Raw genomic sequence first — 21,280 nt, forward strand, 5'->3', positions numbered from 1 at the left:
ATAAAGCAACTCATGCCTGAACCGTTCGCCCTCCATTTCGTCCACCCCCTTGCAGTCCGCCGCAACTTTGAACAGTCTGTGCCTGCACGGGGGCGAGGCTAAATGCGCGGCGAAGTTCTTCACTATGACGAGGCCCAGGGTTTCGGCTTCATCACCGGGGCGGACGGCAACCGCTACACCTTCGCGCGCGAGGATCTGCGCCGTGATACCGTGATCGCGAACGGCGCTGTGGTCGAGTTTCTGCCGGCAAGCGGTCAGGCGCGCGACGTTTTTTCAATCCGCGCCCAGCCCGCCAGTCCCGCCACCGCTGCGCCAGCGGCAAGCGCCGCGCCGCCCAAGGCGGCTGCCGGTTCAGCCGCCCCACAGCATTTCGGCCGCCTGGCGGAAGACGGCGCGGTTCGCGATAGCGGACTGCCGGGTTATTTCTGGCGAGGCGTGACGCGCAACTACATCAACTTCGCCGAACGCGCCCGCCGCAAGGAATTCTGGGGCTACTGCCTGTTCTGGACCGTCAGCTTCATCCTGGTCGGAATTGCCGGCGCCCTCGCCGACCAGGCCGTCGGCAATTTCGATGCCGGCAACTGGCCGATTGTGATGATCGGCGTCTGGGGGCTGTTTTGGCTAGCGACGTTCCTGCCCTGGGTCGGGCTCGTCGTGCGCCGCTTGCACGACATCGGCCTGACCGGCTGGCTGGCAATACCTTACTTCGCAATCACCTTCATGTTCGCTCCGGCTACGCTGATCCTCGCGCTGATACTCGGATTGATCCCGACCCAGGCCCACGAAAACCAGTGGGGGCCGGTGCCTGGAGGAGGCGGAGCCTAGACCCGCACCAAGAAATGAGCAGCCGGCTGTTTGCGGACAGCCGTGCTATAACAATGGCTTAGGTCGCAGCCGGGAAGGCAGCTGCTGTTTTGACCGAACGAACGAAATATTTCTCTTGCCATTTAGTCTGTGCATAGATAATCTGTGCAATCATCAAATCGACGATCGAAAACGGATGATGGAGCCAAGACAAATGTGGACCAACGAGTACACCGCAATTTCCCCCCTTTCGGCGCAGGCCATCTGGAACGCGCTCAAGGCGCTGCACGAAGGCCGCCTCACCTACGAAGGGTCCGATACCTTCGTGCTGCACGGCCCGTTCGCCAAGGGCACCCGCGTCTCTGTAACGCCCGTCGGGCAGGACACCTTCGAATCGACGATCGTCGACCTCGTCGACGCTGTAACCTATGCCGACGAGACCTCGTTCGGCGACACGAAACTGCTGTTCAGGCATACGCTGACGCCGGTCGAGGGTGGCACTCAAGTGACTCATCGCCTCGAGATTTCCGGCCCATCGGCCGCCGAGGTCGGACCAGAGCTCGGGCCGCAGATCAGCGGCGATTTCGACACTTCGATGGCCAAACTGTTCGAGCAGGCAATGGTGTTGGCGAACGGTGGCTGATCAAGGGGATCTGAACACGCGCTTCAGCGGACCATCCGAGAGCCCCGGCTTGCTGCTCTGGCGAACCACCATGCGCTGGCAGCGCGTCATGACGGCGGCGCTGGCCCCGCTTGACCTTACCCATGTCCAGTTCGTGCTGCTGGCTTCGGCGATGTGGCTCGGCCGCTATGGCGAGCCGCCCAACCAGGTGCAGCTCGCCGCCCAGGCCGGCACCGAGGTGAAGATGACATCGGACGTCGTCGCCCGGCTCGAGGCAAAGGGACTGATTGTGCGGGACACCAACCCGCGGGATTCCCGCGCCAAGGTGATCCGCGTCTCCACGACGGGGACGGCCGCAGTCCAGCGCGCTATCGTCGCCGTCGAAGCCGCCGACGCTGCTTTTTTCTCAGCCGTGGATGAGGCGCAACTCGTCGGCCTGCTGAAACGGCTGGCCGGCGAGATCCGCTGAGTCGGCCGCTAAGCCAGGAACTTGGCGATGATGGCATCGCCCATTGCGACAGTGCCGACTTCGGTCATGCCCTCGGACATAATATCCTTCGTCCGCAGCCCGTCGTCGAGCACGGCGGCTATGGCGCCTTCGAGCTTGTCGGCCTCATCGACCATGCCGAAGGAGTAGCGCAGGCACATGGCAAACGACGCGATCATGGCGATCGGGTTGGCGATGCCCTGTCCCGCAATGTCGGGCGCCGAGCCATGCACCGGCTCGTACAGCGCCTTGCGCTTCCTGGTCTTCACATCGGGCGCGCCGAGCGAGGCCGACGGCAGCATGCCGATCGATCCGGTCAGCATGGCGGCGATGTCGGACAGCATGTCGCCGAACAGATTGTCGGTGACGATGACGTCGAACTGCTTTGGCCAGCGCACCAGCTGCATGCCGCCGGCATCGGCCAGCATGTGGTCGAGCTTGACGTCAGCATATCTGGCTGCGTGGGTCTGGGTGACGACCTCGTTCCACAGCACCCCGGATTTCATCACGTTGCGCTTTTCCATCGATGTCACGTGGTTCTTGCGCGTGCGCGCCAGCTCAAAAGCGACGCCGGAAATGCGCTCGATCTCGAACGTGTCGTAGACCTGCGTGTCGATGCCGCGCTTCTGGCCGTTGCCGAGATCGATGATCTGCTTCGGCTCGCCGAAATAGACTCCGCCGGTAAGCTCGCGCACGATCAATATGTCGAGGCCCTCGACGACTTCCTGCTTCAGCGAGGACGACGCGGCCAGCGCCGGATAGCAGATGGCGGGCCGGAGATTGGCGAACAGCTCCATATCCTTGCGCAGCCGTAGCAACCCGGCCTCGGGACGCACCTCGTAAGGCACCTTGTCCCATTTCGGCCCGCCGACGGCGCCGAACAGCACGGCGTCCGCAGCCATCGCCTTTGCCATGTCGCCATCCGAAATCGCCGCGCCATGCGCGTCGTAGGCACAGCCGCCGACCAAGCCTTCATCAGTGGCAAAACCGCTGCCGAGCTTTGCGTTCATGGCCGCGATCAGCTTCTTCACCTCGGCCATCGCCTCGGGGCCGATGCCGTCGCCGGCGAGCAGGAGAAGATTTTTCGAAGCCATGGAGAACCGTCCGATGCTGTTTGGAGAAACCGCGGCCTTGCTAAACGCCAAGAGCTTGCGGCGCAAGGGGATGAAGAACGCTACGACGGCGCCCGCCTCTCAAGACCTGGGTTCCTCGCCGTGGCCAGAGGCGGGGGAGAGGAACAAATCACTTGTGCGACAAAATATTCACCAACCGGCCGAACGGATCGCGCACATAAAACCGCCGTACGCCCCACGGCTCGTCGGCCGGACCGTATTCGACGGCAAAGCCGGCGGCCCTCATGCCTTGCAGCGCCGCATCGACATCGTCGACCTCGATGGAGAGGTCCGGCACCGGCGTGCCGGAGCCGCCCTGGGCCATGAAGCTGATCTGCACCTGCATCCGTTCGTCGGACCCGTAGGTGACGATCCAGCCCTGATCCATCAGCACATCGAGGCCAAGCACGTCCTGATAGAAGCGTTTCGCCGCCGCCGCGTCCTGCGTCCCGATATTGGCTACGATGCGCCGGACCGTCATGGCTTTGGCCTCCTCAAGCCGTGCGCCGCAGCGCCGTGACTTCGATCTCGATCTTCATTTCCGGCTTGTTGAGCTGGCACACGATCATCGTCGCCGCCGGCCTGATCTCGCCGAAAGCCTCGCCGAGGATGGGGAAGACGACGTCCACGATGGCCCGGTCTGTGATGTAGTAATGCGCCCGCACCACATCGGCCATGTCGAAGCCGCCATCCCTCAGCGCCTCCGCGATGGTCGCCAGGCAATTGCGCGTCTGCGCCTCCACCGTTTCCGGCATGGTCATCGTCGCATAGTCGTAGCCGGTCGTTCCCGACACGAAGCACCAGTCGCCCTGCACCACCGCGCGCGAATAGCCGGCGGTTTTTTCGAAGGGCGAACCGGTGGAGATGAGTGTGCGCATGGAGCCTCGCTGTGGTTTCGGACACTTTGCAGGAAAGGACCGGCCAGGCCATGGGCCAAGTCAGGTGCAAATCTTGGTCGTCGGCGGGACAGCACCCCCCTCTGGCCTGCCGGCCATCTCCCCCTCAAGGGGGGAGATTAGCAGTTCGGACGCCTTTCTCGCTTTCCACATTTGCGATTGGCGAAAGCCAGAGTGACGTCTGATCTCCCCCCTTGAGCGGGAGATGCCCGGCAGGGCAGAGGGGGGTGTGACGGATCGCGACGGAACAAGCATGAACACCGATTGTTCGCCGCGCTGCCGCGAACTCTAGTTCCCCGACTCCTGCGCCTTGTCCATTGCTTCCTTCACATCCGCAGGCCAGGTCTTCACGTCAGGCCACGCCTGCGGCTCGCCATTGTCGCCGCGCCGGGCGAAGTAGAGCGTGTGCTTGGCCGGGTCGACCGCCATGAAACCGTCATTGCTGCCGCATGCGTGCGGCACGCAGCCGGTGGCGTAGAAGGCGCCCGACGCCGTCTTTTCGGTGCCGCCGCCGACCAGCAGGCTGGTCGCCATGTCGGGCATGGTGTCGCCGAGTAGCGTCTGCGCCGCCTTGTAGACGGCCTCATTGTGGAAGGCGTCGATGATGTTCTGGTATTTGGCCGGATCGACGTCCTTCCAGTCCGTACCCGGCTCCGGCGCGTAGGTCAGGTCGCCCGAGATCGTCAGCCCGTCGCTGGGCGACCATTGCAGCGCTTGCTTCGTATCGCCCGGCAACAGATACGGCACGAAAAAGATGGCGTTGTCGGCCACCGCCGCCGGCGGCGCGCCGCATTCGTCCTGTTCGACCTTGAGGCTTTGTATCTCGCCGCCTTCCGGCTTCCAGACGATGACCTTGGCCGGGCCGCACTGGTTGCCGCCGTCGCCGACATCGACCAGCGCCACGTCGACGCCGCCGACCTTGACTGTTCTGTCGAAGAACACGTCGTAATTGCTGGCCAGCTGCTTGCCGTCATAGGCCAGCACCTTTTCGCCATCCTGCTCCGGCTGGGTGATGGTCAGCTGCCCGCCCTCGAACGGGACCGGCCCCTGGCTGTCATCGTCCGCCAGGGCCGCATTGCTCGACGCGCCCGGATCGGCGGCGGACGGATCTTCTGCCGGCACGAGGACCGTGTCGGTCTGTGCTTGCGCGCCGGCCACCGGCATCAGCATCCACGCCAGCGCGCAGGCGCCGGCAAGAAGAAAACGTGTCATGACTGTCCCCTCCGTTCAGCCGCCACGAACCCGGCTTTGTGGCGGCCGGGCCATCTCGTACCACTCAGGCCCAAGGACGCTCGGCAGCGTTCTTCTTCTCGAACGAGGCGATGGCGCCGGCCTTCTCCATGGTCAGGCCGATATCGTCGAGACCGTTCAGCAGGCAGTGGCGCTTGAAGTCGTCGAGGTCGAAGGTGACCACGCCGCCGTCGGGGCCGCGGATTTCCTTGGCCTCGAGGTCGACCGACACCGTCGCATTGGAGCCGCGCGAGGCGTCGTCCATCAGCTTCTCCAGGTCTTCGGGGCTGACGGTGATCGGCAGGATGCCGTTCTTGAAGCAGTTGTTGTAGAAAATGTCGGCGAACGACGTCGAGATGACGCAGCGAATGCCGAAATCGAGCAGCGCCCACGGCGCGTGTTCGCGGCTCGAACCGCAGCCGAAATTGTCGCCGGCGACCAGGATCTGCGCCTTGCGGTAGGCTGGCTTGTTGAGCACGAAGTCGGGGTTTTCCGAGCCATCGTCCTTGTAGCGCATTTCGGCGAACAGGCCGCTGCCGAGCCCGGTGCGCTTGATCGTCTTGAGATAATCCTTGGGGATAATCATGTCGGTGTCGACATTGACGATCGGCATCGGTGCGGCGACGCCGGTGAGCTTGGTGAATTTTTCCATGGCTTTTGCCCGTTCTTGATCGATAATTCGTTGCGTCAGGGTTTGCTGGCGCCCGGTTTACACAAAGCCGCCGGCAAATAAAAGGCAACTGTTGGTGCGCGGCCCCGATCGAAAGATCGGCGCGGCACTGTCTTTAAAACCAGCTGCCGTTGGTGCACCTTACGCCCATGACCGCACAATCGAAGATTATCTATGCCCGGGAGCCTGAGCTCGACGTCGCCGAATTCCGCCGCGTGCTGGTCGAATCCACGCTCGGCGAAACACGCCCCGTCGATGACGACGCCCGGCTGCAGGCGATGCTTTCGGCCGCGAACCTGGTGCTGACGGCGCGGCTCGACATCGAAGGCAGGCCGCTGATAGGCGTTATCAGGGCCATCACCGACTTTTCCTGGGTGTGCTATGTCTCAGAGCTCGCCGTATCCCAATCTGCGCAAGGCCTCGGCATCGGCAAGGGCCTGATGGACGCGGCCCGCCGGCAGCTTGGGCCTTCGGTCGCCATCAGCCTGATCTCGATGCCCGACGCCGTCGGCTTCTATGAGCGTATCGGCATGACGCGAATGGCCGACGCGTTCTGGTTCTCCCGCGAGGGCTGACGAGCGTCGAGCGCAATTGCCGATCGGGTTGGGCAGTCAAGGCGGGCAAGGTTCTCGGCAATGCGGAACGGTGTTCAGGACACCGCGGAGCAACGCCTCCTTTGTCGCCCTTGACCCGCGCTTCATCCGGTCCAAATCCGCAGGATGGGAAATCGCCGATCTCTGATAGGCACCGCCGGCTGGGGAATTCCGTCTCGATACAAGGCTGACTTTCCGCAATCCGGTTCGCATCTCGAACGTTACGGAAAACGCTTTCCGGCCGTCGAGATCGACACCACGTTCTACAAGCCGCACCGCCGCGAGACCTATGAGCGCTGGGCGCACGCCGTGCCGGAGCACTTCCGCTTCGCGGTCAAGGCACCGAAGAACATGACCCATGATCATCGCCTCGCCGATTGCGAGGGGCTGACGGAGGACTTTCTCGGGCAGGTCGAAGGTCTCGGCGAAAAGCTGAGCGTGCTTCTGGTGCAGCTGCCGCCGAGCTTGCCCTTCGAGCCGGAGGTCGCCGGCGGCTTCTTCGACATGTTGGGCAGGCGTATCCGGGCAAGGCTGGCATGCGAGCCGCGCCATCCCACCTGGTTCAGTGCCGAGGCGGACGCACTGCTGGCCGGTCACCAGGTCGCACGGGTCGCCGCCGACCCGGCTTCGGTTCCGGAGGCAGCAGGGCCAGGTGGCTGGCCCGGCCTTGCCTATTTCCGCTGGCACGGCGCGCCGCGGATCTACTATTCGGGTTACGATGCCGAAACGCTCGACCGGTTTGCGCGGCAAGTGGAAGCAGCAGCAGATTCCGGCGCCGAGGTGTGGGGGATTTTTGACAATACGGCCAACGGGCATGCGCTGGGCAACGCGATGGCTGTCAGTGCGATGGTTGCTTAGACTCTCGCGGGACAGCACCCCCCTCTGGCCTGCCGGCCATCTCCCCCGCAAGGGGGGAGATCAGATGCCGCGACCGTTTTCGCCAATCTCCGACGTTGCAAGAATGGCGCCTTCGCCGAAGCTGCCATCTCCCCCCTTGCGGGGGAGATGCCCGGCAGGGCAGAGGGGGGTGGGCGGGAACTCGACAGAGCGATCCTATTCCGCCCGCCTCAAATCACGTTCAATTCCCGAAACGCCCGACCTTCGGCCACCCGTTCGTACCCAAACGCCGAGCAATCCACCGTCCGATACCCGCCATGCACCAACAACTCCGCCAGCGCCTTGCCGACGGCCGGCGCCTGCTGCAGGCCGTGGCCGGAAAAACCGTTGGCGAAGATGAAATTCTCGACCTCGGGATGCGGTCCGATGACCGCGTTCTGGTCGAGCGTGTTGTAGTCGTAATGGCCGGCCCAGGCGCGGGTCGGCTTGATTGCTTCGAAAGCCGGAATGCGGGTTGCCAGCACCGGCCAGATCACCTCTTCGAACAGCGGCCAGTCGACGCCGAAATCCCGGGGGTCGGCGGGGCCATCGCCCTCCTCCGGCTCGGCGCCGCCGGTGAGATAGACCGAGCCTTCCGGCCGGACATAGATGCCGGATGGGTCGACCAGCAGCGGCATGTCGGCGTATTTTTCCCGCGCCTCGAAGACGAAAACGTTGCGCTTGCGCGGCTCGACGGGCAGCACGAGTCCCGCCATGCCGGCCACCCTGCCGGCATTCGGCCCGGCGGCATTGACGACGATGCCGGCTTGCAGTCTTTCACCATTGTCGAGGTCCACGCCGGTGACGCGGTTGCCCTGCCTCTCGATGCCGGTGACGTCGGCGGCGATGAAATCGATTTGTCTGTCGCGCAGCGCCTTGCGGAACAGCGTCAGCATCGCATGAGCGTCGAACCAGCCCTCGCCGCTGCGGCCGAAGGCGCCGGCGCTGATGCCTTCCGTCGACAGCCACGAAAAGCGCTTTGCCAGCTGGTCGGCATCCTCGAGCAGAATGTTGGCGCCCTCGGCGACCTGCGCCTCGTGGTTGGCTTTCAGGATCGGCAACCCGGCCTCGCCGGCCAGGATGAGATAGCCGCCCTCGCGAAAGCCGATATCGGCATCGGCGCCGAAGGTCTCCTTCAGCCGCCGGAACAGGTTTAGCGTGAACTGCGACAGCCGGATGTTTTCCGGGATCGAGAATTGCTGACGGATCGAGGCCATGGACAGCGTCGTTGCCGCATGGGCGAATTGCGGATCGCGTTCGATCAGCGCAATCGAGCCGGTAAAGCCTTCCTCGCGCAGATAATAGGCGACAGAGGAGCCGACGATGGCCCCGCCGATGATGACAATGTCGTAGCGCACGTTTTCTCCGATCCGGCCGCCGGTATGCTTCACGCCGCCGGCACAATGATCTCGAAGCGCGTGCCGCGTCCGGAGTCAACCAGCGCGATCGTGCCATCATGCGCTTTCAGGAGGGCCAGCACGATGCCGAGGCCCATGCCGGTGCCGCCGGACTCACGGCGCGTGGTGAAGAACGGCTCGAAAATGCGGGCCCTGTTGCTCGGCGAAATACCGGCGCCGTCATCGCTGACCGCAACGGTCGCCTTGCCGTCGGCGGTGGCCGCAGAGAGAAGAACCTGGGTGGCTCCGTGCCTGGCCGAATTGTCGATCAGATTGGCAAGCACGATCGCCGCATTCTCGGCTGATATCCGCAGGCCGATTTCGCCACCCGCCTCAATGTTGACCGCCAGCCGGCCATCGACCGGAAGCAGCGCCAGCGCTGCATCGAGCGATGTGCTTTCGCCGCTCGGCGCCAGATTTTCGGCGCGCGCCAGGTCGAGCAGGCGACGCACCAGCAGATTGAGCCGGCCGGCGTCATTGACGATGTTGCCGGAGAACCGCTTGCGCTCGGCGGCATCCATCGCCTCGCCGGAATCGCGCAGCAGCTCGGCCGCGCCCTGGATCGCCGTCAGCGGCGATTTGAGCTCGTGCGAGACATGGGTGGCAAAAGTCTGGATGCTGTCGGAGCGCGCTTGCAGCTTTTCGGCCATGTCGAGAAAGGCGGCGGACAGCTCCGCCATTTCGCGCGTGCCGTGATGGTCGAGCGGCCGGATCGCGTCGCGGTCGCCGGCGGCGATGCGCCTGGTGCGCTCCATCAGCGCGTAGATCGGCCGGCTGACGGTGCGCAGGAAGACCAGCGCGATCAGCAGCGTGCCGAACAGCATGGCAATGGCCGCCAGCGTCACCTTGCCGCGTTCGCCATAGAGATGTTTGACGATGTTGTTCGGCGTCCGGGAGAGATAGATCACGCCGGCGACGTGGCCAGCGACCGCAATCGGCATGGCGACGAAGACACGAACTTTCGTGCCGCGGCTGACCGAATAGAGCGGCGGCGGCGGCTGATCGGGGATTCGTTGCCTCAATGCGCTGGCATAGCGGCCGGCAAGGGCCTCGCGCACCTCCTCGACATTGGCCAGGGATAGTCCGACCTCGTCGCGCCCGGCAATGACGACGCCCTTGGGATCGAGCAGCCGGAAGCCGGCCAGCGTGGTTTTTTGCGTCGTGTCGAGAATGCCGGACAGTCGCGCGCCGATGGCCGTGAAGGCTGGATCGGTGGCGGCGGCAATGCCGGCGGGCCGGGTCGGCAGCAAATAGTCGGAGGCGAGATCGAGGGTAGGCTCGATCGGCTGGTAAGGCGTGTCGTCGCCGCGGCTGGCTTCGCCGCTGTCAGCCTGCATCGGCACCCCAAGCTTCTCCGGGGCAATGGCGGCGTCACTGATATTCTGCGCATAGATGGCGGCGATGACGGCGCCTTGCGCGATCAGCTCGCCCTCGGTCTGGCGGATCAGCTGGTTTTCGTAGAGCCGGAAGAAGAACAAGCCGACCAGCGGCAGCGCCAGCACCATGATGAGGATGGCGAGAACCACCGTGGCCAGCCTTGGCCGCCATTTGGTGCCGATCCATTTGGCGTCGCTCAGGCGCCGCATCGGCCGAGCCGGAAACCGACGCCATGCACGGTCTCGATGGCGTCGAGACAGCCCGCCGCCGCCAGCTTGGCGCGGATGTTGCGGATGTGGCTGTCGACGGTACGGTCGGCGACATGGATGTTGGCGGCATAGGCGCTGGCGACCACCAGGTCGCGCCCCAGCACATGCGCCGGCCGCGCCAGAAATCCCTTCAGGATCGAGAATTCGATCGCCGTCAGCGCCAGCGCCTTGCCGTCGAAACTGGCGCCGTGGCTGGCCGGCACCAGGCTGAGCTTGCCATGCGCAAAGGCCCTGTCATCGGCCGGATCCGGCGCCAGCGGGCGGGCGCGACGCAGGATGACATTGACGCGCGCCACCAGTTCACGCGGGCTGAACGGTTTCGTCACATAGTCGTCGCCGCCCATCTCCAGTCCAAGGATACGGTCGATTTCTTCGTCACGCGCCGACAGGAACAACACCGGCACATCGGAGCGTTGTCTGAGCCGCCGGCAGACCTCCAGCCCGTCCATCTCCGGCATGCCTATGTCGAGCACGACGAGGTCGGGCTCGCGGCGCTCGATCGCCTGCAAGGCGGCCGCGCCGTCGGCCACCGCTTGCGTCTTCATCCCGGCCTTTTCCAGCGCAAAGCAGATGACCTCGCGTATGTGCGGATCGTCGTCGGCGACCAGGATCTGATGCGGCATGGATCTAACGGTCCGGCACTGAAGGTTGCGAGGGCTGGGTAGGGGGAGGAAGCACGAGCGGACCTCTCTTGTCGAGAACCTGCACGAGCCTCCAGCCGCGAAAGCTCCAGGCGCGCCACTGCTTCTGCTCGGCGATAGTGTCGTCGATCATCATTTGCTCGGCCAGATAGGTGGTTTGGTTTCCGAATTGGTGCATGTAGAGGCGGTCCAGCGCCGGCATGGCGGCAGCGCCGAGCGAGCGCAGATATTCGGTATCGATAGGCGTGCCGTCACCGGTCATTTCAAGGGAATGGTCGACATTGAAATTGGCGATCGTTGCGGCGAAGTTGATGAAGCAGCAGACATAAAGCGTCGCCGATAGCGTCGCAAGATTGGCGGAGAGCAGCCATTCGTTGGATTTTCCAACCGCGATGCGGGCAATGATCAGTGCAAGCCCTGACGCCACCAACCCCATCCAGACGAAGGCGGCGATGCGCCAGTAGGTCAGTGCATAGACGCCGATATAGAGATCGAGCCTGAGAATCGACGAGATGACCAGCACGATGTTCTGCGCCACCCAGGCATAGACCAGCCGGCGGATCAGCGGATCGCCTGAGGTTTCGCTGCCCGGCCGCAGCGCCGCCATCACGAAGCCGGCGGCCAGCAGCGCGGTGGCGATCAGTGGATAGGCGCCGCGATGCGCATAGGCGGCATAGCTCAACCCGTCCGGCAGGGCGACCCCACCCCAGAGATAGGCTGCGTCGAGCCCGGTCTGCAGCGCAAACAAGGCGTTGAAGACGATCAGCGCGCGCAGGATCGCGGCCTTGCCGAAGACGACGGCCTCGATCGTTGTCGCTGGTTTAGTCGCGGCCGGTGCGGCCACGGCTGCAGGCGGCGTCAAAGGTGGAAGGCGGCGCGGGAAACGCGGCAGGCGAGGCCGCAGGAAAGCCCAGACGCCGGCGATCACGAACAGCCAGAAGACGATCCGCGCCAGCTGGAGGAGATCGAGCAGCTTCATCAGGTCGATCAGCGACAGCCAGTATTCGATGACCGGATTGGCGGCGCCGAACAAGAACAGGAACACCGCGCCCAGCGTCACCGGCATGACCCAGACGATGATGGACGCCAGGCGGATGCGGCGGCCGCCAAGCCGGCGCACCGTGCGGCGCCATTGGAAAAAGTCACGGATAAGGCGCAGCGGCGCCGCCAGCAGGAACAGCGCCACCTGGCCGGCAATGCGGGCGATGCCGTGCCGTAGCCGCCCGGACAGGGACAGCGCAAACACCACCAGCGCCACGACAGCTATCGCCACCGACAGCGGGCTGACGTTCTCGGCCAGCGGCAGCAGCGCGACGAACAAAGCGGCCGGCTTGAGCCAGGGTCGGGTGGAATTCAGCGCGGCAGGATGCACAGCGACCACCGCGCCGGCGATCAGGATGGCAAACAGCAGCACCGTGATCCCGGCGGGCTGGCCGTAAAAGAAAAAATCCGCCAGCGCCACGAGCAGGACGGCGATGCCGAAGCGGCTGGAAAAGCTTGCAAACGATGTCATGCGCGGATTTTCCTGATGGGCTGGGTCCGCTCGGCCGGTGGGCGGATAAAAGGGAGCAGGCTCGCTTCCAGGTAAGGGCGGGCCGCCGCCCGGGGCGGATCGACCAACCACCAGCTTTCGCTGCGCAGGCGATAGGGCAAGGACCAAAGGTGAGCGTTTCGCTGTTGCATGCCGCTGTTGTCGCGGGCTCGCATGGAAACGGCGGGGCGGAGCGGAGGAGGTTTTCCGCAGGGATGTGCAGTTTTCGTGCAGGACCTGTGCTTACGGCCGGGGCGCTCCCCCCCATCTTTCCGGACGTTGGCGCTGTCCCAGCCAGGCTCCTTTCCTCTCCCTCCGGAGGGGGGAGAGGTGGCTCGGCGAAGCCGAGACGGAGTGGGGGAACCACCTGGCAATCGCCGCGAACGGACATCGGAAGGGCACTGAGCGCATGGGTCGACCCCCACTCCGTCGAGCTTCGCTCGACACCTCTCCCCCGATCGACGGGGGAGAGGAAAGGCCCCCTTCCGCAACTGCTGCGGGACGGGCGGGGCAGCGCAAGCTTTCGCAGTTGGCTCGTCATCAGGTACCGGTCGGACGCTTGCCTCACCCGCCCCCACGCGGCATAGATCGGCCATGACAAGCGAACCTTACCGCCCGCGCCGCTCGGTGCTTTACGTCCCCGCCTCCAACAACAAGGCGCTGGCCAAGATCGCGACGCTGGCCTGCGATGCCGTGATCATCGACCTCGAAGACGCCGTTGCGCCCGCCGACAAGGTCGCCGCGCGGGACAAATTGGCCGGCATTTTCGCCAGCCGACCGAAACGCCGCTGCGAGATGATCGTGCGCGTCAACGCGCTGTCCAGCGAATGGGGCAACGATGACCTGCTTGCCGCGGCAAAATTCGAGCCCGACGGCATCTTGTTGTCCAAGGTCGCCACGCCGCGTGACATCCTCGAAGTCGGCGACGTGCTCGACGATAATTTTGCCCCCGACGGCGTCAAGCTCTGGGCGATGATCGAGACGCCGAAAGCCATGCTCAATATCGGCGCCATTGCCGAACTCGGCCGCGATCGCGCTTCGCGGCTAAATTGTTTCGTTGCCGGAACGAACGATCTGGTCAAGGAAACCGGCATTCTGGCGACGCCTGATCGGCGCTACCTCGTGCCTTGGCTGATGCAGATGGTGCTGGCGGCACGGGCCGGCGGCATCGACATGCTCGACGGCGTCTCCAACGATTTTCGCGACCTCGACGCGTTTGCGCGTGAATGCACCGAAGCCGCCGCCATGGGCTTCGACGGCAAGACGCTGATTCATCCGGCCCAGATCGAAGCCGCCAACCGCGCCTTTGCACCTACACCCGAAGCGCTGGTCGAGGCGCGCGCGGTGAAGGACGCCTTCGCCTTGCCCGAAAATGCCGGCAAGGGCGTGATTGCTCTGAACGGCAGGATGGTCGAGCGGCTGCATCTGGCGCAGGCCGAGAAATTGCTGGCGAAGGCCGCCGCCATCGGCGCATGATCCGCCCCGAAAAGACGAACTCACGACAGGATCTGACCCATGAGACTTTACCGCTTTTTGTCCGCCCCCGACGATTCAACCTTCTGCCACAAGGTGACCGCGGCGCTGAACAAGGGCTGGCACCTGTACGGCTCGCCGACCTACGCCTACGACAAGAAGACCAAATCGATGCGCTGCGGCCAGGCGGTGGTGAAGGATATCGACGGCCAGGAATACGGGCCGGATACGAAGCTGAGTGATTGGTAGGGAAGGCGTCAACCTCCGCGTCTTCGTCATCCTAGGGCGAAGCAAGGAGCGAAGCGACGCGACGCAGACCCTAGGATCCATGCCGTGCCGTTTGCCCTAGAGTGCAGCGGATCAGATGACGCTTGTGCCGGCGCTCGTTACTGCGGATCTGTGCTGTTCGCAGAACCGCTTGCTTTCCTGCACCGCGGCACCTGCACCGCCGTCACGGCATGGATCCCAGGGTCTTCGCGACGGAGCTTCGCTCCTGCTTCGCCCTGGGATGACAAAGGCGGGGGCTATTCCGCCGCCTCTTCGAGCTTTTCCATATCATCGTCCGACAGGCCGAAATGGTGACCGATCTCGTGGATCAGCACATGGGTGACGATGTCGCCCAGCGTCTCTTCGTTCTCGGCCCAGTAGTCGAGGATGGCGCGGCGGTAGAGGGTGATGCGGTTCGGGCCCTCGCCGGTCTGCGGGTTCCAGCGCTCGGCGATGCCGCGGCCCTCGAACAGGCCAAGCAGGTCGAACGGCGTCTCCAGCGACAGATCGTCCATGATCTCGTCGGTCGGGAATTCGGCGATCATGATGACGATCTCGCCGGTCAGCTTGCGGAAATCGTCGGGCAGATGCGCGTAAGCCTCCAGCGCCAGAAACTCCATCTCCTCGATCGAGGGCGAGAGTTCGTCGTGCCAGGTGCGGGTCTTGTAGATGCGGGCCATGCTTTGTCCTTTGATCCCGGCATATAGGCTTTCCCTCCGGACTCGGCAAATGGACGGGTCCCTGGCCAATGACTGTTTCTTTGCACCGAATGACTGCGACCAAAGCCTAAGGTTGGCTCGCTACCTTTGATCAAGGAATAAATTCCTTCTGACTCCGCTTGACTCTTTCGGCACCCTCTGGAATCTATAGGAACATAACAGGAACAATTATGAGAGAAATTGACCGTCATGGCGACATCAGCCGTGGCGCGGGAGACTGTTTTTGCCCTGCGCCGCCAGATCGCGAAGATCGAGGGAACGCTGCCCGAGCGCCTGGCCGTGCCGGCCGGCGAGCGACCTCGTGCGTGCCCTGACAGCGCTATCGGCGGTGCGCCCGAACCTAATGCCGATGTCACCATCATCCGCCGCGGGCTTGCCGTGGCTTCGCCGGATGCTTTCCTGGCCACCGGCGTCGAGCGCCTCGATGCGGCGCTGAGCGGCGGCCTGCCGAAAGCCGCCTTGAACGAAATCCATGGCCTTGAGACCCGCAATGCCGGGGCCGTCGCCGGCTTTGTGCTGTCGCTGGTCAGCCTGATCCTCAGGGGCCAGCCCTTGCCCGTGCTGTGGATCGGCACATCGGAGATTTTTCGCGAGGCCGGCTTTCCCTATGCCAGGGGATTGCAGGGCATGTTCGGTATCGCACCGGAGCAGTTGCTGTTTTCCGAGGCGCCGAAACTCACCGATGCGCTGTGGGTAGCCGAGGAGGCCGCCAAGATGACGGCGCTCGCCGCAATCATTCTCGAGATCCGTGGCAGCCCGCAGCGGCTCGACCTCACCGCGACGCGCCGGCTGCACGCGCGCGCCCAAAACGCCGGCCGGCCGGTGTTCCTGCTGCGCCAGGCCGGCGAAGCCGAGCCGACCGCCGCCCCGGTGCGCCTCATCGTGTCGGCTGCACCAGCGGCGAGCCGCCGGACGATCGCCGGGCCGCTCGCCGGCTCGATCGGCCGGCCTGCCTTCACCGTCAGCATCGGCAAGAGCCGCACCGCTCTGCCTGGACAATTCACACTGGAGTGGAACCCCGATGAACACGCATTCGAAGAAAGAAAGCCCCGCGAAAAACGGGCAGAGAATTCTGTCGCTGTGGTTCCCGCATCTGGCGGCAGAACGGATCCTGCGCCAGCGCCTGGGACGGTCGTGGCGTTCCCGGCCTTCGGATCATCTGCCGCCATCTCACCCACCGCTCGTGATCAGCCATCGCGACCGCAACGCCCAGCGCATATCGGCCCTCGACGAGCGGGCTGAGGCGCTGCATCTGAAGCCTGGCATGGGCATTGCCGATGCGCGCGCCATGCATCCCTCGATCGACATCGTCGAGGCCGATCCGGACGCCGATCGCCGGCTGCTCGAAGGCCTCGCCGACTGGTGCGATCGCTATACGCCGCTGGTGGCGCTCGACGGTACTGATGGCCTTTATCTCGACGTCACCGGCTGCACGCATCTGTTCGGCGGCGAGCGCGCCATGCTGGACGACATCCTTGCGCGGTTTTTCCAGCAGGGTTTCGATGTCCGCGCCGGGTTGGCCGCGACGCCGGGTGCAGCCTGGGCGGCGGCGCGCTTCTGCGGCAACCGCATCGTTGTCTCCGGCGAGGAGGAAGCGCTGCTCGCCCCCTTGCCGCTGGCGGCACTGCGCATCGAGGCCGATATCCGCGCCAGCTTGGAAAGCGTTGGCCTGCGGACCGCCGGCGCGGTCATGGCAGCGCCGCGCGCGCCGCTCGCCCGTCGCTTCGGCGCGACCTTGCTGTTGCGTCTTGACCAGGCGCTCGGCCGCCTCGACGAGGCGGTATCGCCGCGCCTGCCGGTGGCGCCCCTTTCAGTCGAACGCCACCTGGCCGAGCCGGTCGTGCTGACCGCCGAGATCGAACGGCTGGTGCTCTTGCTGGCGGTGACGCTGAAGGCCGATCTCGAACGCCGCGGCGAAGGCGCAAGGATGCTGGCGCTGCTGTTGTTTCGCGTCGACGGCGCCGTCAGCCGCATCGCTGTCGGCACCTCGCGTCCGCTGCGCGAACCCAAGCTGATCCAGCGCCTGTTCCATGAGCGGCTGGCCGCGCTCGAACAGGACATCGATGCCGGCTACGGCTTCGACCTGGTGCGGCTTTCGGTGCTGGCGGCCGCCGGCTTCGACATGCAGCAGGCCGATTTGACCGGCGAGACCGAGGATGATGGCGCCGACATGGCACTCTTTGCCGACCGCATCCGCGCCAGGCTCGGCGATGCTGCTGTGCTGAAGCCGATTGCCGTCGAGAGCCATCTGCCGGAGCGCGCGGTCGCCACCATCCCGTTCTCCGAAGCGCCACAACGCAAAGCACCGCCCAGGAAGCCGGGCTCGAAAGACGCGCCGCGCGCAACCATCTTCCCGCCGGAACGGCCGATCCGGCTGTTCCGTTCGCCCGAGCCGATCGAGGTGCCGGCCACCGAAATGCCTGAGGGTCCGCCGATGAATTTCCGCTGGCGCCGCGCGCTCTACCGGGTCGCGCGCGCCGAGGGGCCGGAACGCATCGCGCCGGAATGGTGGCGTGAAACGTCAAGCGATCCGCTCACATCGACGCGTGACTATTTCCGGATCGAGGATGCCGACGGCCGCCGCTACTGGCTCTACCGGCAAGGCCTCTATGGCAACCCGCAGGTGCCGCCGCGCTGGTTCATGCATGGAGTCTTCGCATGAACGCGCTGACCGTCATCCCCTATGCGGAATTCGGCATCCAGTCGAACTTCTCCTTCCTGCGCGGCGCCTCCAAGCCGGAGGAGCTGGTGGTGGCGGCCAAATTCCTCGGCTTTTCCTCGATCGGACTGGCAGACCGCAACACGGTGGCCGGCGTCGTGCGCGCCTGGCAGCAGGCGAAGGTCGAGAAGCTCGCCTATCACCCCGGCTGCCGCCTGGTGTTCGGCGACGGCACGCCGGACATTCTCGCCTATCCGCAGAACCGCAAGGGCTGGGGCCATCTCTGCCGCATGCTGACGCAAGCCAATTTGCGCGATGAAAACGAGAAGGGCGCGACCCTTCTCCAGCGCAGCGACCTGCTCGAATGGGGCGACCTGCTGTCGCTGGCGGTGCTGCCGGATCTCTCGGCGAATGCCGACGATCCCCTGGCATTGGTCCGTCAACTGAAAGACCGTTTCGGCGCTAATTTGCGGCTAGGCATGGCGCCGGATCATCGCGGCAATGACCGTTTCCGCATCGAGCAGGCGGCGGGCATGGCGGACATCGCCGGCGTGCCGCTGATGGCGACCAACGACGTGCTTTATCACAGCGCCGAGCGCCGCTCGCTGCAAGATGTGCTCACCGCCATCCGCCTCAATTTGCCGGTCGCCGAGGTCGGGCTGGAGCTGACGGCCAACGCCGAGCGCCATCTGAAGCCGCCGCTGGAAATGGCCCGTCTCTTCCGCCGCCATCCACGGGCGCTGGCCGAGACGCTGCGCTTTGCCGGCGAACTGACCTTCTCGCTCAGCGACCTCCAGTACAATTATCCCGACGAGCCGACGCAATCAGGGCTTGGGCCGCAGGCCGAGCTAGAGCGTCTGGCCAGGGAGGGGGCCGCCACGCGCTATCCGGCGGGCGTCCCCGCTTCCGTCTTGCAGCGCATCAGTGAGGAGCTCGCTCTGATCGAGCGTCTGAATTATGCGCGCTATTTCCTGACCGTTTACGACATCGTCCAGTTCGCCCGCAATGAGGGCATTCTGTGCCAGGGCAGAGGCTCGGCCGCCAACTCGATCGTCTGCTACTGCATTGGCATCACCGAGGTCGGCCCCGAGCGCATCGACACGTTGTTCGAGCGCTTCATTTCCGAGGAGCGCAACGAGCCGCCCGACATCGACGTCGATTTCGAGCATGAGCGGCGTGAGGAGGTGATCCAGTACATCTACTCCAAATACAGCGCCAAGCGCACCGCGCTGGCTGCCGCCGTCATCAGCTATCGCGGCCGCTCGGCGCTGCGCGAGGTGGCCAAGGCCATGGGCCTGTCGGACGATGTCCGCATTGCGCTCTCCAGTTCGATCTGGGGCTGGTCGACCTCGGAGCTCGGCGAGAAGGAGGCGCATGCCGGCGGCCTCGACCGCAACGAGACCTCGACCCGTCACGTGATCGCCCACGCCAACGAGATCATGGGCTTTCCCCGGCATCTGTCGCAGCATGTCGGCGGCTTCGTCATTACCCGCGACCGGCTCGACGAGATCGTCCCCATCGTCAAGACGGCGATGGAGGCGCGCAAGATGGTCGAGTGGGATAAGGACGATCTCGACGCGGTGAAGATCCTGAAGGTGGATATTCTAGCGCTTGGCATGCTGACCTGCCTGAAGCGCGCCTTCACCTTGCTCACCGACCATTATCCGAAGGCCCGGGATGATTACGGCCGACCCTATGTGCTGGCCACCCTGCCGCCGGAAGAGAACGACGTGTACGACATGATCTGCCGCGCCGACACGCTCGGCGTCTTCCAGATCGAATCGCGCGCGCAGATGTCGATGCTGCCGCGTCTAAGCCCGCGCGAATTCTACGACCTGGTCATCGAGGTGGCGATCGTGCGGCCCGGCCCGATCCAGGGCGACATGGTGCACCCCTATCTGCGCCGTCGGCAGGGCAAGGAAGCGGCTGAATATCAAAAGCCAGAGCTGGAGGCTATTCTCAAGAAGACACTCGGCGTGCCGCTGTTTCAGGAACAGGCGATGAATATTGCAATCGTCGCCGGTGGTTTCAAACCCGGCGAAGCCGACGAACTACGCCGCGCCATGGCCACCTTCAAGCGCACCGGCACCATCGGCAATTACCGCCAGCGCATGATCGACGGCATGGTCGGCAAGGGATACACCAAGGACTTCGCCGAGCGCTGCTTCAAGCAGATCGAAGGCTTCGGCGAATACGGCTTTCCCGAAAGCCACGCCGCCTCCTTCGCTTTGCTCGTCTATGCCTCCTGCTGGTTCAAGACCTTTTATCCCGACGTGTTCTGCGCCGCGATCCTGAATTCGCAGCCGATGGGGTTTTACCAGCCGGCCCAGCTGGTGCGCGACGCGCGCGACCATGGCGTCGACATCCGCGACGTCGACGTCAATTTTTCCGACTGGGACTGCACCCTGGAGAAAGCCCAATTCGATCCGGGCCGCATCCTGGCGCGCCATGGCGAAATGCGCGGTGTCATCAAGACCCGGTACGCCGTCCGGCTTGGCTTCCGTCAGATCAAGGGCTTGGCCGAGAAGCGTATGGAAGCTTTCACCGCGCGGCGCGGCGCCGGCTATACAAGCGTCAGGGATGTCTGGCTGCGCTCGGGCCTCGATGTCGGCGAAATCGAAAGACTGGCGCAGGCTGACGCCTTCCGCTCACTCGGCCTCGATCGTCGTGAAGCCTTGTGGGCGGTGCGCGCGCTGGATGGCAAGAGCGCCGCCGAACGGCTGCCGCTGTTCGACCAGCCGGCGATCCGGCTGCGCGAACTCGAGCCCGAGACAAAACTGCCGACAATGCCGCTCGGCGAGCACGTCATCCACGACTACCGCGCGCTCGGCCTGTCGCTGAAGGCGCATCCGGTCGCCTTTCTGCGCGAGCGGCTCGACCGCGCCGGCGTCATTCCCAATGCCAATCTCGGCTCGGTGCGCGACGGCAGGCGGGTCTCGGTCGCCGGCCTGGTGCTGGTGCGGCAGCGGCCCGGCAAGGGCAATGCGATCTTCCTGACGCTAGAAGACGACAAGGCCGTCGCCAACGTCATTTTCTGGGAGCGGACCTTTACCCGTTTCCGGCCCATCGTCATGGGCGCGCGCTTCGTCAAGGTCACCGGCAAGCTGCAGTCGGAATCCGACGTCATCCACATCGTCGCCGAAAAGATCGAGGATTTGACACCGTGGTTGACGGTGCTGCTGGAAGAGATGACGCCGGCTGCCCGGCCCGACATTGCCACCCTCTCGGACAAAGCTGAAAGGGTCATGCCCAAGGGGCGGAATTTTCAGTAGGGCAAGTGCAGGGCGGTCGGGAGCCCATGACATTAATGCCGGCAAGGGCAGAGGGGGGCGCGAAGGATCGCCAACAGAATGGCTTCTTAGGCTGAGGTCCGTTTGAACCACCCCTGGTCCCTCAGCCCGGCCCACCCAATCGCGGCGGCGACAGCACGTCTTCCGCCGAAATCGTCCGCGCCTCCGAGGGCAGCATGATCGGGATGCCGTCGCGCACGGGATAAGCGAGCTTGGCGATCCGCGAGATCAACTCGCCGCGCACCGGGTCCCAGGCCAGCGGCCCCTTGGTCAGCGGGCAGGCCAGCAGCTCCAGCAATTTTGGATCGACATTGACCGACTTGCCGTCACGCCCATCCGCAGCCATTGGATCCCCCTTCAGCCATCG

Annotated in this window: 21 protein-coding genes; 10 read left to right on the forward strand and 11 right to left on the reverse strand. The window is 64.6% G+C overall.

The window, feature by feature from the left end:
- The first annotated feature begins 102 nt into the window (after window positions 1-102).
- From ACYG9Z_RS13520 to ACYG9Z_RS13530, 3 genes are all read left to right on the forward strand, one after another.
- The gene (locus ACYG9Z_RS13520; protein ID WP_023740120.1) at window positions 103-825 is read left to right on the forward strand and encodes a DUF805 domain-containing protein; all 723 of its coding nucleotides are present in this window, start codon (window positions 103-105) and stop codon (window positions 823-825) included.
- Window positions 826-1,018: 193 nt separating this feature from the next.
- Window positions 1,019-1,447, forward strand: a complete 429-nt coding sequence (locus ACYG9Z_RS13525) for an SRPBCC family protein (RefSeq protein WP_023708789.1) — start codon at window positions 1,019-1,021, stop codon at window positions 1,445-1,447.
- Window positions 1,448-1,496: 49 nt separating this feature from the next.
- Complete coding sequence (locus ACYG9Z_RS13530) at window positions 1,497-1,895, forward strand: MarR family winged helix-turn-helix transcriptional regulator (RefSeq protein ID WP_245259985.1); 399 nt, start codon at window positions 1,497-1,499, stop codon at window positions 1,893-1,895.
- Between the two features lie 8 nt (window positions 1,896-1,903).
- Here ACYG9Z_RS13530 and leuB read toward each other — a convergent pair whose 3' ends face one another.
- The 5 genes from leuB to leuD form a co-directional block, all read right to left on the reverse strand.
- The gene (gene leuB / locus ACYG9Z_RS13535; RefSeq protein WP_023706813.1) at window positions 1,904-3,007 is read right to left on the reverse strand and encodes a 3-isopropylmalate dehydrogenase; all 1,104 of its coding nucleotides are present in this window, start codon (window positions 3,005-3,007) and stop codon (window positions 1,904-1,906) included.
- Between the two features lie 148 nt (window positions 3,008-3,155).
- A complete protein-coding gene (locus ACYG9Z_RS13540) occupies window positions 3,156-3,506 on the reverse strand; it encodes a VOC family protein (RefSeq protein ID WP_023740123.1) in 351 nt (116 codons plus the stop codon).
- Between the two features lie 13 nt (window positions 3,507-3,519).
- Window positions 3,520-3,903 (reverse strand): RidA family protein, encoded by a 384-nt coding sequence (locus ACYG9Z_RS13545; protein WP_023683820.1) that lies wholly within the window; start codon window positions 3,901-3,903, stop codon window positions 3,520-3,522.
- Between the two features lie 306 nt (window positions 3,904-4,209).
- Window positions 4,210-5,133, reverse strand: a complete 924-nt coding sequence (locus ACYG9Z_RS13550; RefSeq protein WP_023694555.1) for a hypothetical protein — start codon at window positions 5,131-5,133, stop codon at window positions 4,210-4,212.
- 64 nt (window positions 5,134-5,197) lie between these two features.
- Window positions 5,198-5,803: a 3-isopropylmalate dehydratase small subunit gene (gene leuD, locus ACYG9Z_RS13555; protein ID WP_023694556.1), complete on the reverse strand. Its 606-nt coding sequence runs from the start codon at window positions 5,801-5,803 to the stop codon at window positions 5,198-5,200.
- Window positions 5,804-5,970: 167 nt separating this feature from the next.
- On the opposite strand from leuD, the gene ACYG9Z_RS13560 reads away from it, so the two are divergent.
- Window positions 5,971-6,396 (forward strand): GNAT family N-acetyltransferase, encoded by a 426-nt coding sequence (locus tag ACYG9Z_RS13560; RefSeq protein ID WP_023687647.1) that lies wholly within the window; start codon window positions 5,971-5,973, stop codon window positions 6,394-6,396.
- 144 nt (window positions 6,397-6,540) lie between these two features.
- Entirely contained in the window at window positions 6,541-7,272 is a 732-nt protein-coding gene (locus ACYG9Z_RS13565; protein ID WP_023687646.1) for a DUF72 domain-containing protein, read from the forward strand.
- Between the two features lie 209 nt (window positions 7,273-7,481).
- On the opposite strand, the gene ACYG9Z_RS13570 is transcribed toward ACYG9Z_RS13565, so the two are convergent.
- The 4 genes from ACYG9Z_RS13570 to ACYG9Z_RS13585 are packed head-to-tail and all read right to left on the reverse strand — an operon-like array spanning window position 7,482 to window position 12,487.
- Window positions 7,482-8,648: an NAD(P)/FAD-dependent oxidoreductase gene (locus ACYG9Z_RS13570; protein ID WP_023706810.1), complete on the reverse strand. Its 1,167-nt coding sequence runs from the start codon at window positions 8,646-8,648 to the stop codon at window positions 7,482-7,484.
- 29 nt (window positions 8,649-8,677) lie between these two features.
- Window positions 8,678-10,273, reverse strand: coding sequence for a sensor histidine kinase (locus ACYG9Z_RS13575; protein WP_023683814.1), 1,596 nt, complete (start codon window positions 10,271-10,273; stop codon window positions 8,678-8,680).
- Window positions 10,261-10,956 (reverse strand): response regulator transcription factor, encoded by a 696-nt coding sequence (locus ACYG9Z_RS13580; protein WP_023683813.1) that lies wholly within the window; start codon window positions 10,954-10,956, stop codon window positions 10,261-10,263. Before ACYG9Z_RS13580 ends, ACYG9Z_RS13575 begins: the two co-directional genes overlap by 13 nt.
- 4 nt (window positions 10,957-10,960) lie before the next feature.
- Window positions 10,961-12,487 (reverse strand): DUF4153 domain-containing protein, encoded by a 1,527-nt coding sequence (locus tag ACYG9Z_RS13585; protein WP_023753179.1) that lies wholly within the window; start codon window positions 12,485-12,487, stop codon window positions 10,961-10,963.
- Between the two features lie 612 nt (window positions 12,488-13,099).
- Here ACYG9Z_RS13585 and ACYG9Z_RS13590 point away from each other — a divergent pair.
- On the forward strand, window positions 13,100-13,981 hold the full coding sequence (locus tag ACYG9Z_RS13590; protein WP_023753218.1) for an HpcH/HpaI aldolase/citrate lyase family protein: 882 nt from the start codon (window positions 13,100-13,102) through the stop codon (window positions 13,979-13,981).
- A 39-nt stretch (window positions 13,982-14,020) separates the two neighbouring features.
- Entirely contained in the window at window positions 14,021-14,227 is a 207-nt protein-coding gene (locus tag ACYG9Z_RS13595) for a DUF1737 domain-containing protein (protein ID WP_023673921.1), read from the forward strand.
- Window positions 14,228-14,502: 275 nt separating this feature from the next.
- On the opposite strand, the gene ACYG9Z_RS13600 is transcribed toward ACYG9Z_RS13595, so the two are convergent.
- On the reverse strand, window positions 14,503-14,925 hold the full coding sequence (locus ACYG9Z_RS13600) for a metallopeptidase family protein (protein WP_023699282.1): 423 nt from the start codon (window positions 14,923-14,925) through the stop codon (window positions 14,503-14,505).
- Between the two features lie 228 nt (window positions 14,926-15,153).
- Here ACYG9Z_RS13600 and ACYG9Z_RS13605 point away from each other — a divergent pair, with 228 nt between their 5' ends.
- The 3 genes from ACYG9Z_RS13605 to ACYG9Z_RS13615 are packed head-to-tail and all read left to right on the forward strand — an operon-like array spanning window position 15,154 to window position 20,895.
- The gene (locus ACYG9Z_RS13605) at window positions 15,154-16,206 is read left to right on the forward strand and encodes an ImuA family protein (protein ID WP_460222827.1); all 1,053 of its coding nucleotides are present in this window, start codon (window positions 15,154-15,156) and stop codon (window positions 16,204-16,206) included.
- Window positions 16,148-17,626: a DUF6504 family protein gene (locus tag ACYG9Z_RS13610; RefSeq protein ID WP_023752853.1), complete on the forward strand. Its 1,479-nt coding sequence runs from the start codon at window positions 16,148-16,150 to the stop codon at window positions 17,624-17,626. The genes ACYG9Z_RS13605 and ACYG9Z_RS13610 overlap by 59 nt, the downstream gene beginning before the upstream one ends.
- Window positions 17,623-20,895 carry an error-prone DNA polymerase gene (locus tag ACYG9Z_RS13615; protein ID WP_023752852.1) on the forward strand — a complete coding sequence of 1,091 codons (3,273 nt, stop codon included), beginning with the start codon at window positions 17,623-17,625 and terminating at the stop codon, window positions 20,893-20,895. The genes ACYG9Z_RS13610 and ACYG9Z_RS13615 overlap by 4 nt, the downstream gene beginning before the upstream one ends.
- Window positions 20,896-21,016: 121 nt before the next feature.
- On the opposite strand, the gene ACYG9Z_RS13620 is transcribed toward ACYG9Z_RS13615, so the two are convergent.
- Window positions 21,017-21,259 carry a Trm112 family protein gene (locus ACYG9Z_RS13620; RefSeq protein ID WP_023687636.1) on the reverse strand — a complete coding sequence of 81 codons (243 nt, stop codon included), beginning with the start codon at window positions 21,257-21,259 and terminating at the stop codon, window positions 21,017-21,019.
- Between the last annotated feature and the right edge of the window lie 21 nt (window positions 21,260-21,280).

The organism is Mesorhizobium sp. RSR380A (assembly GCF_054719385.1).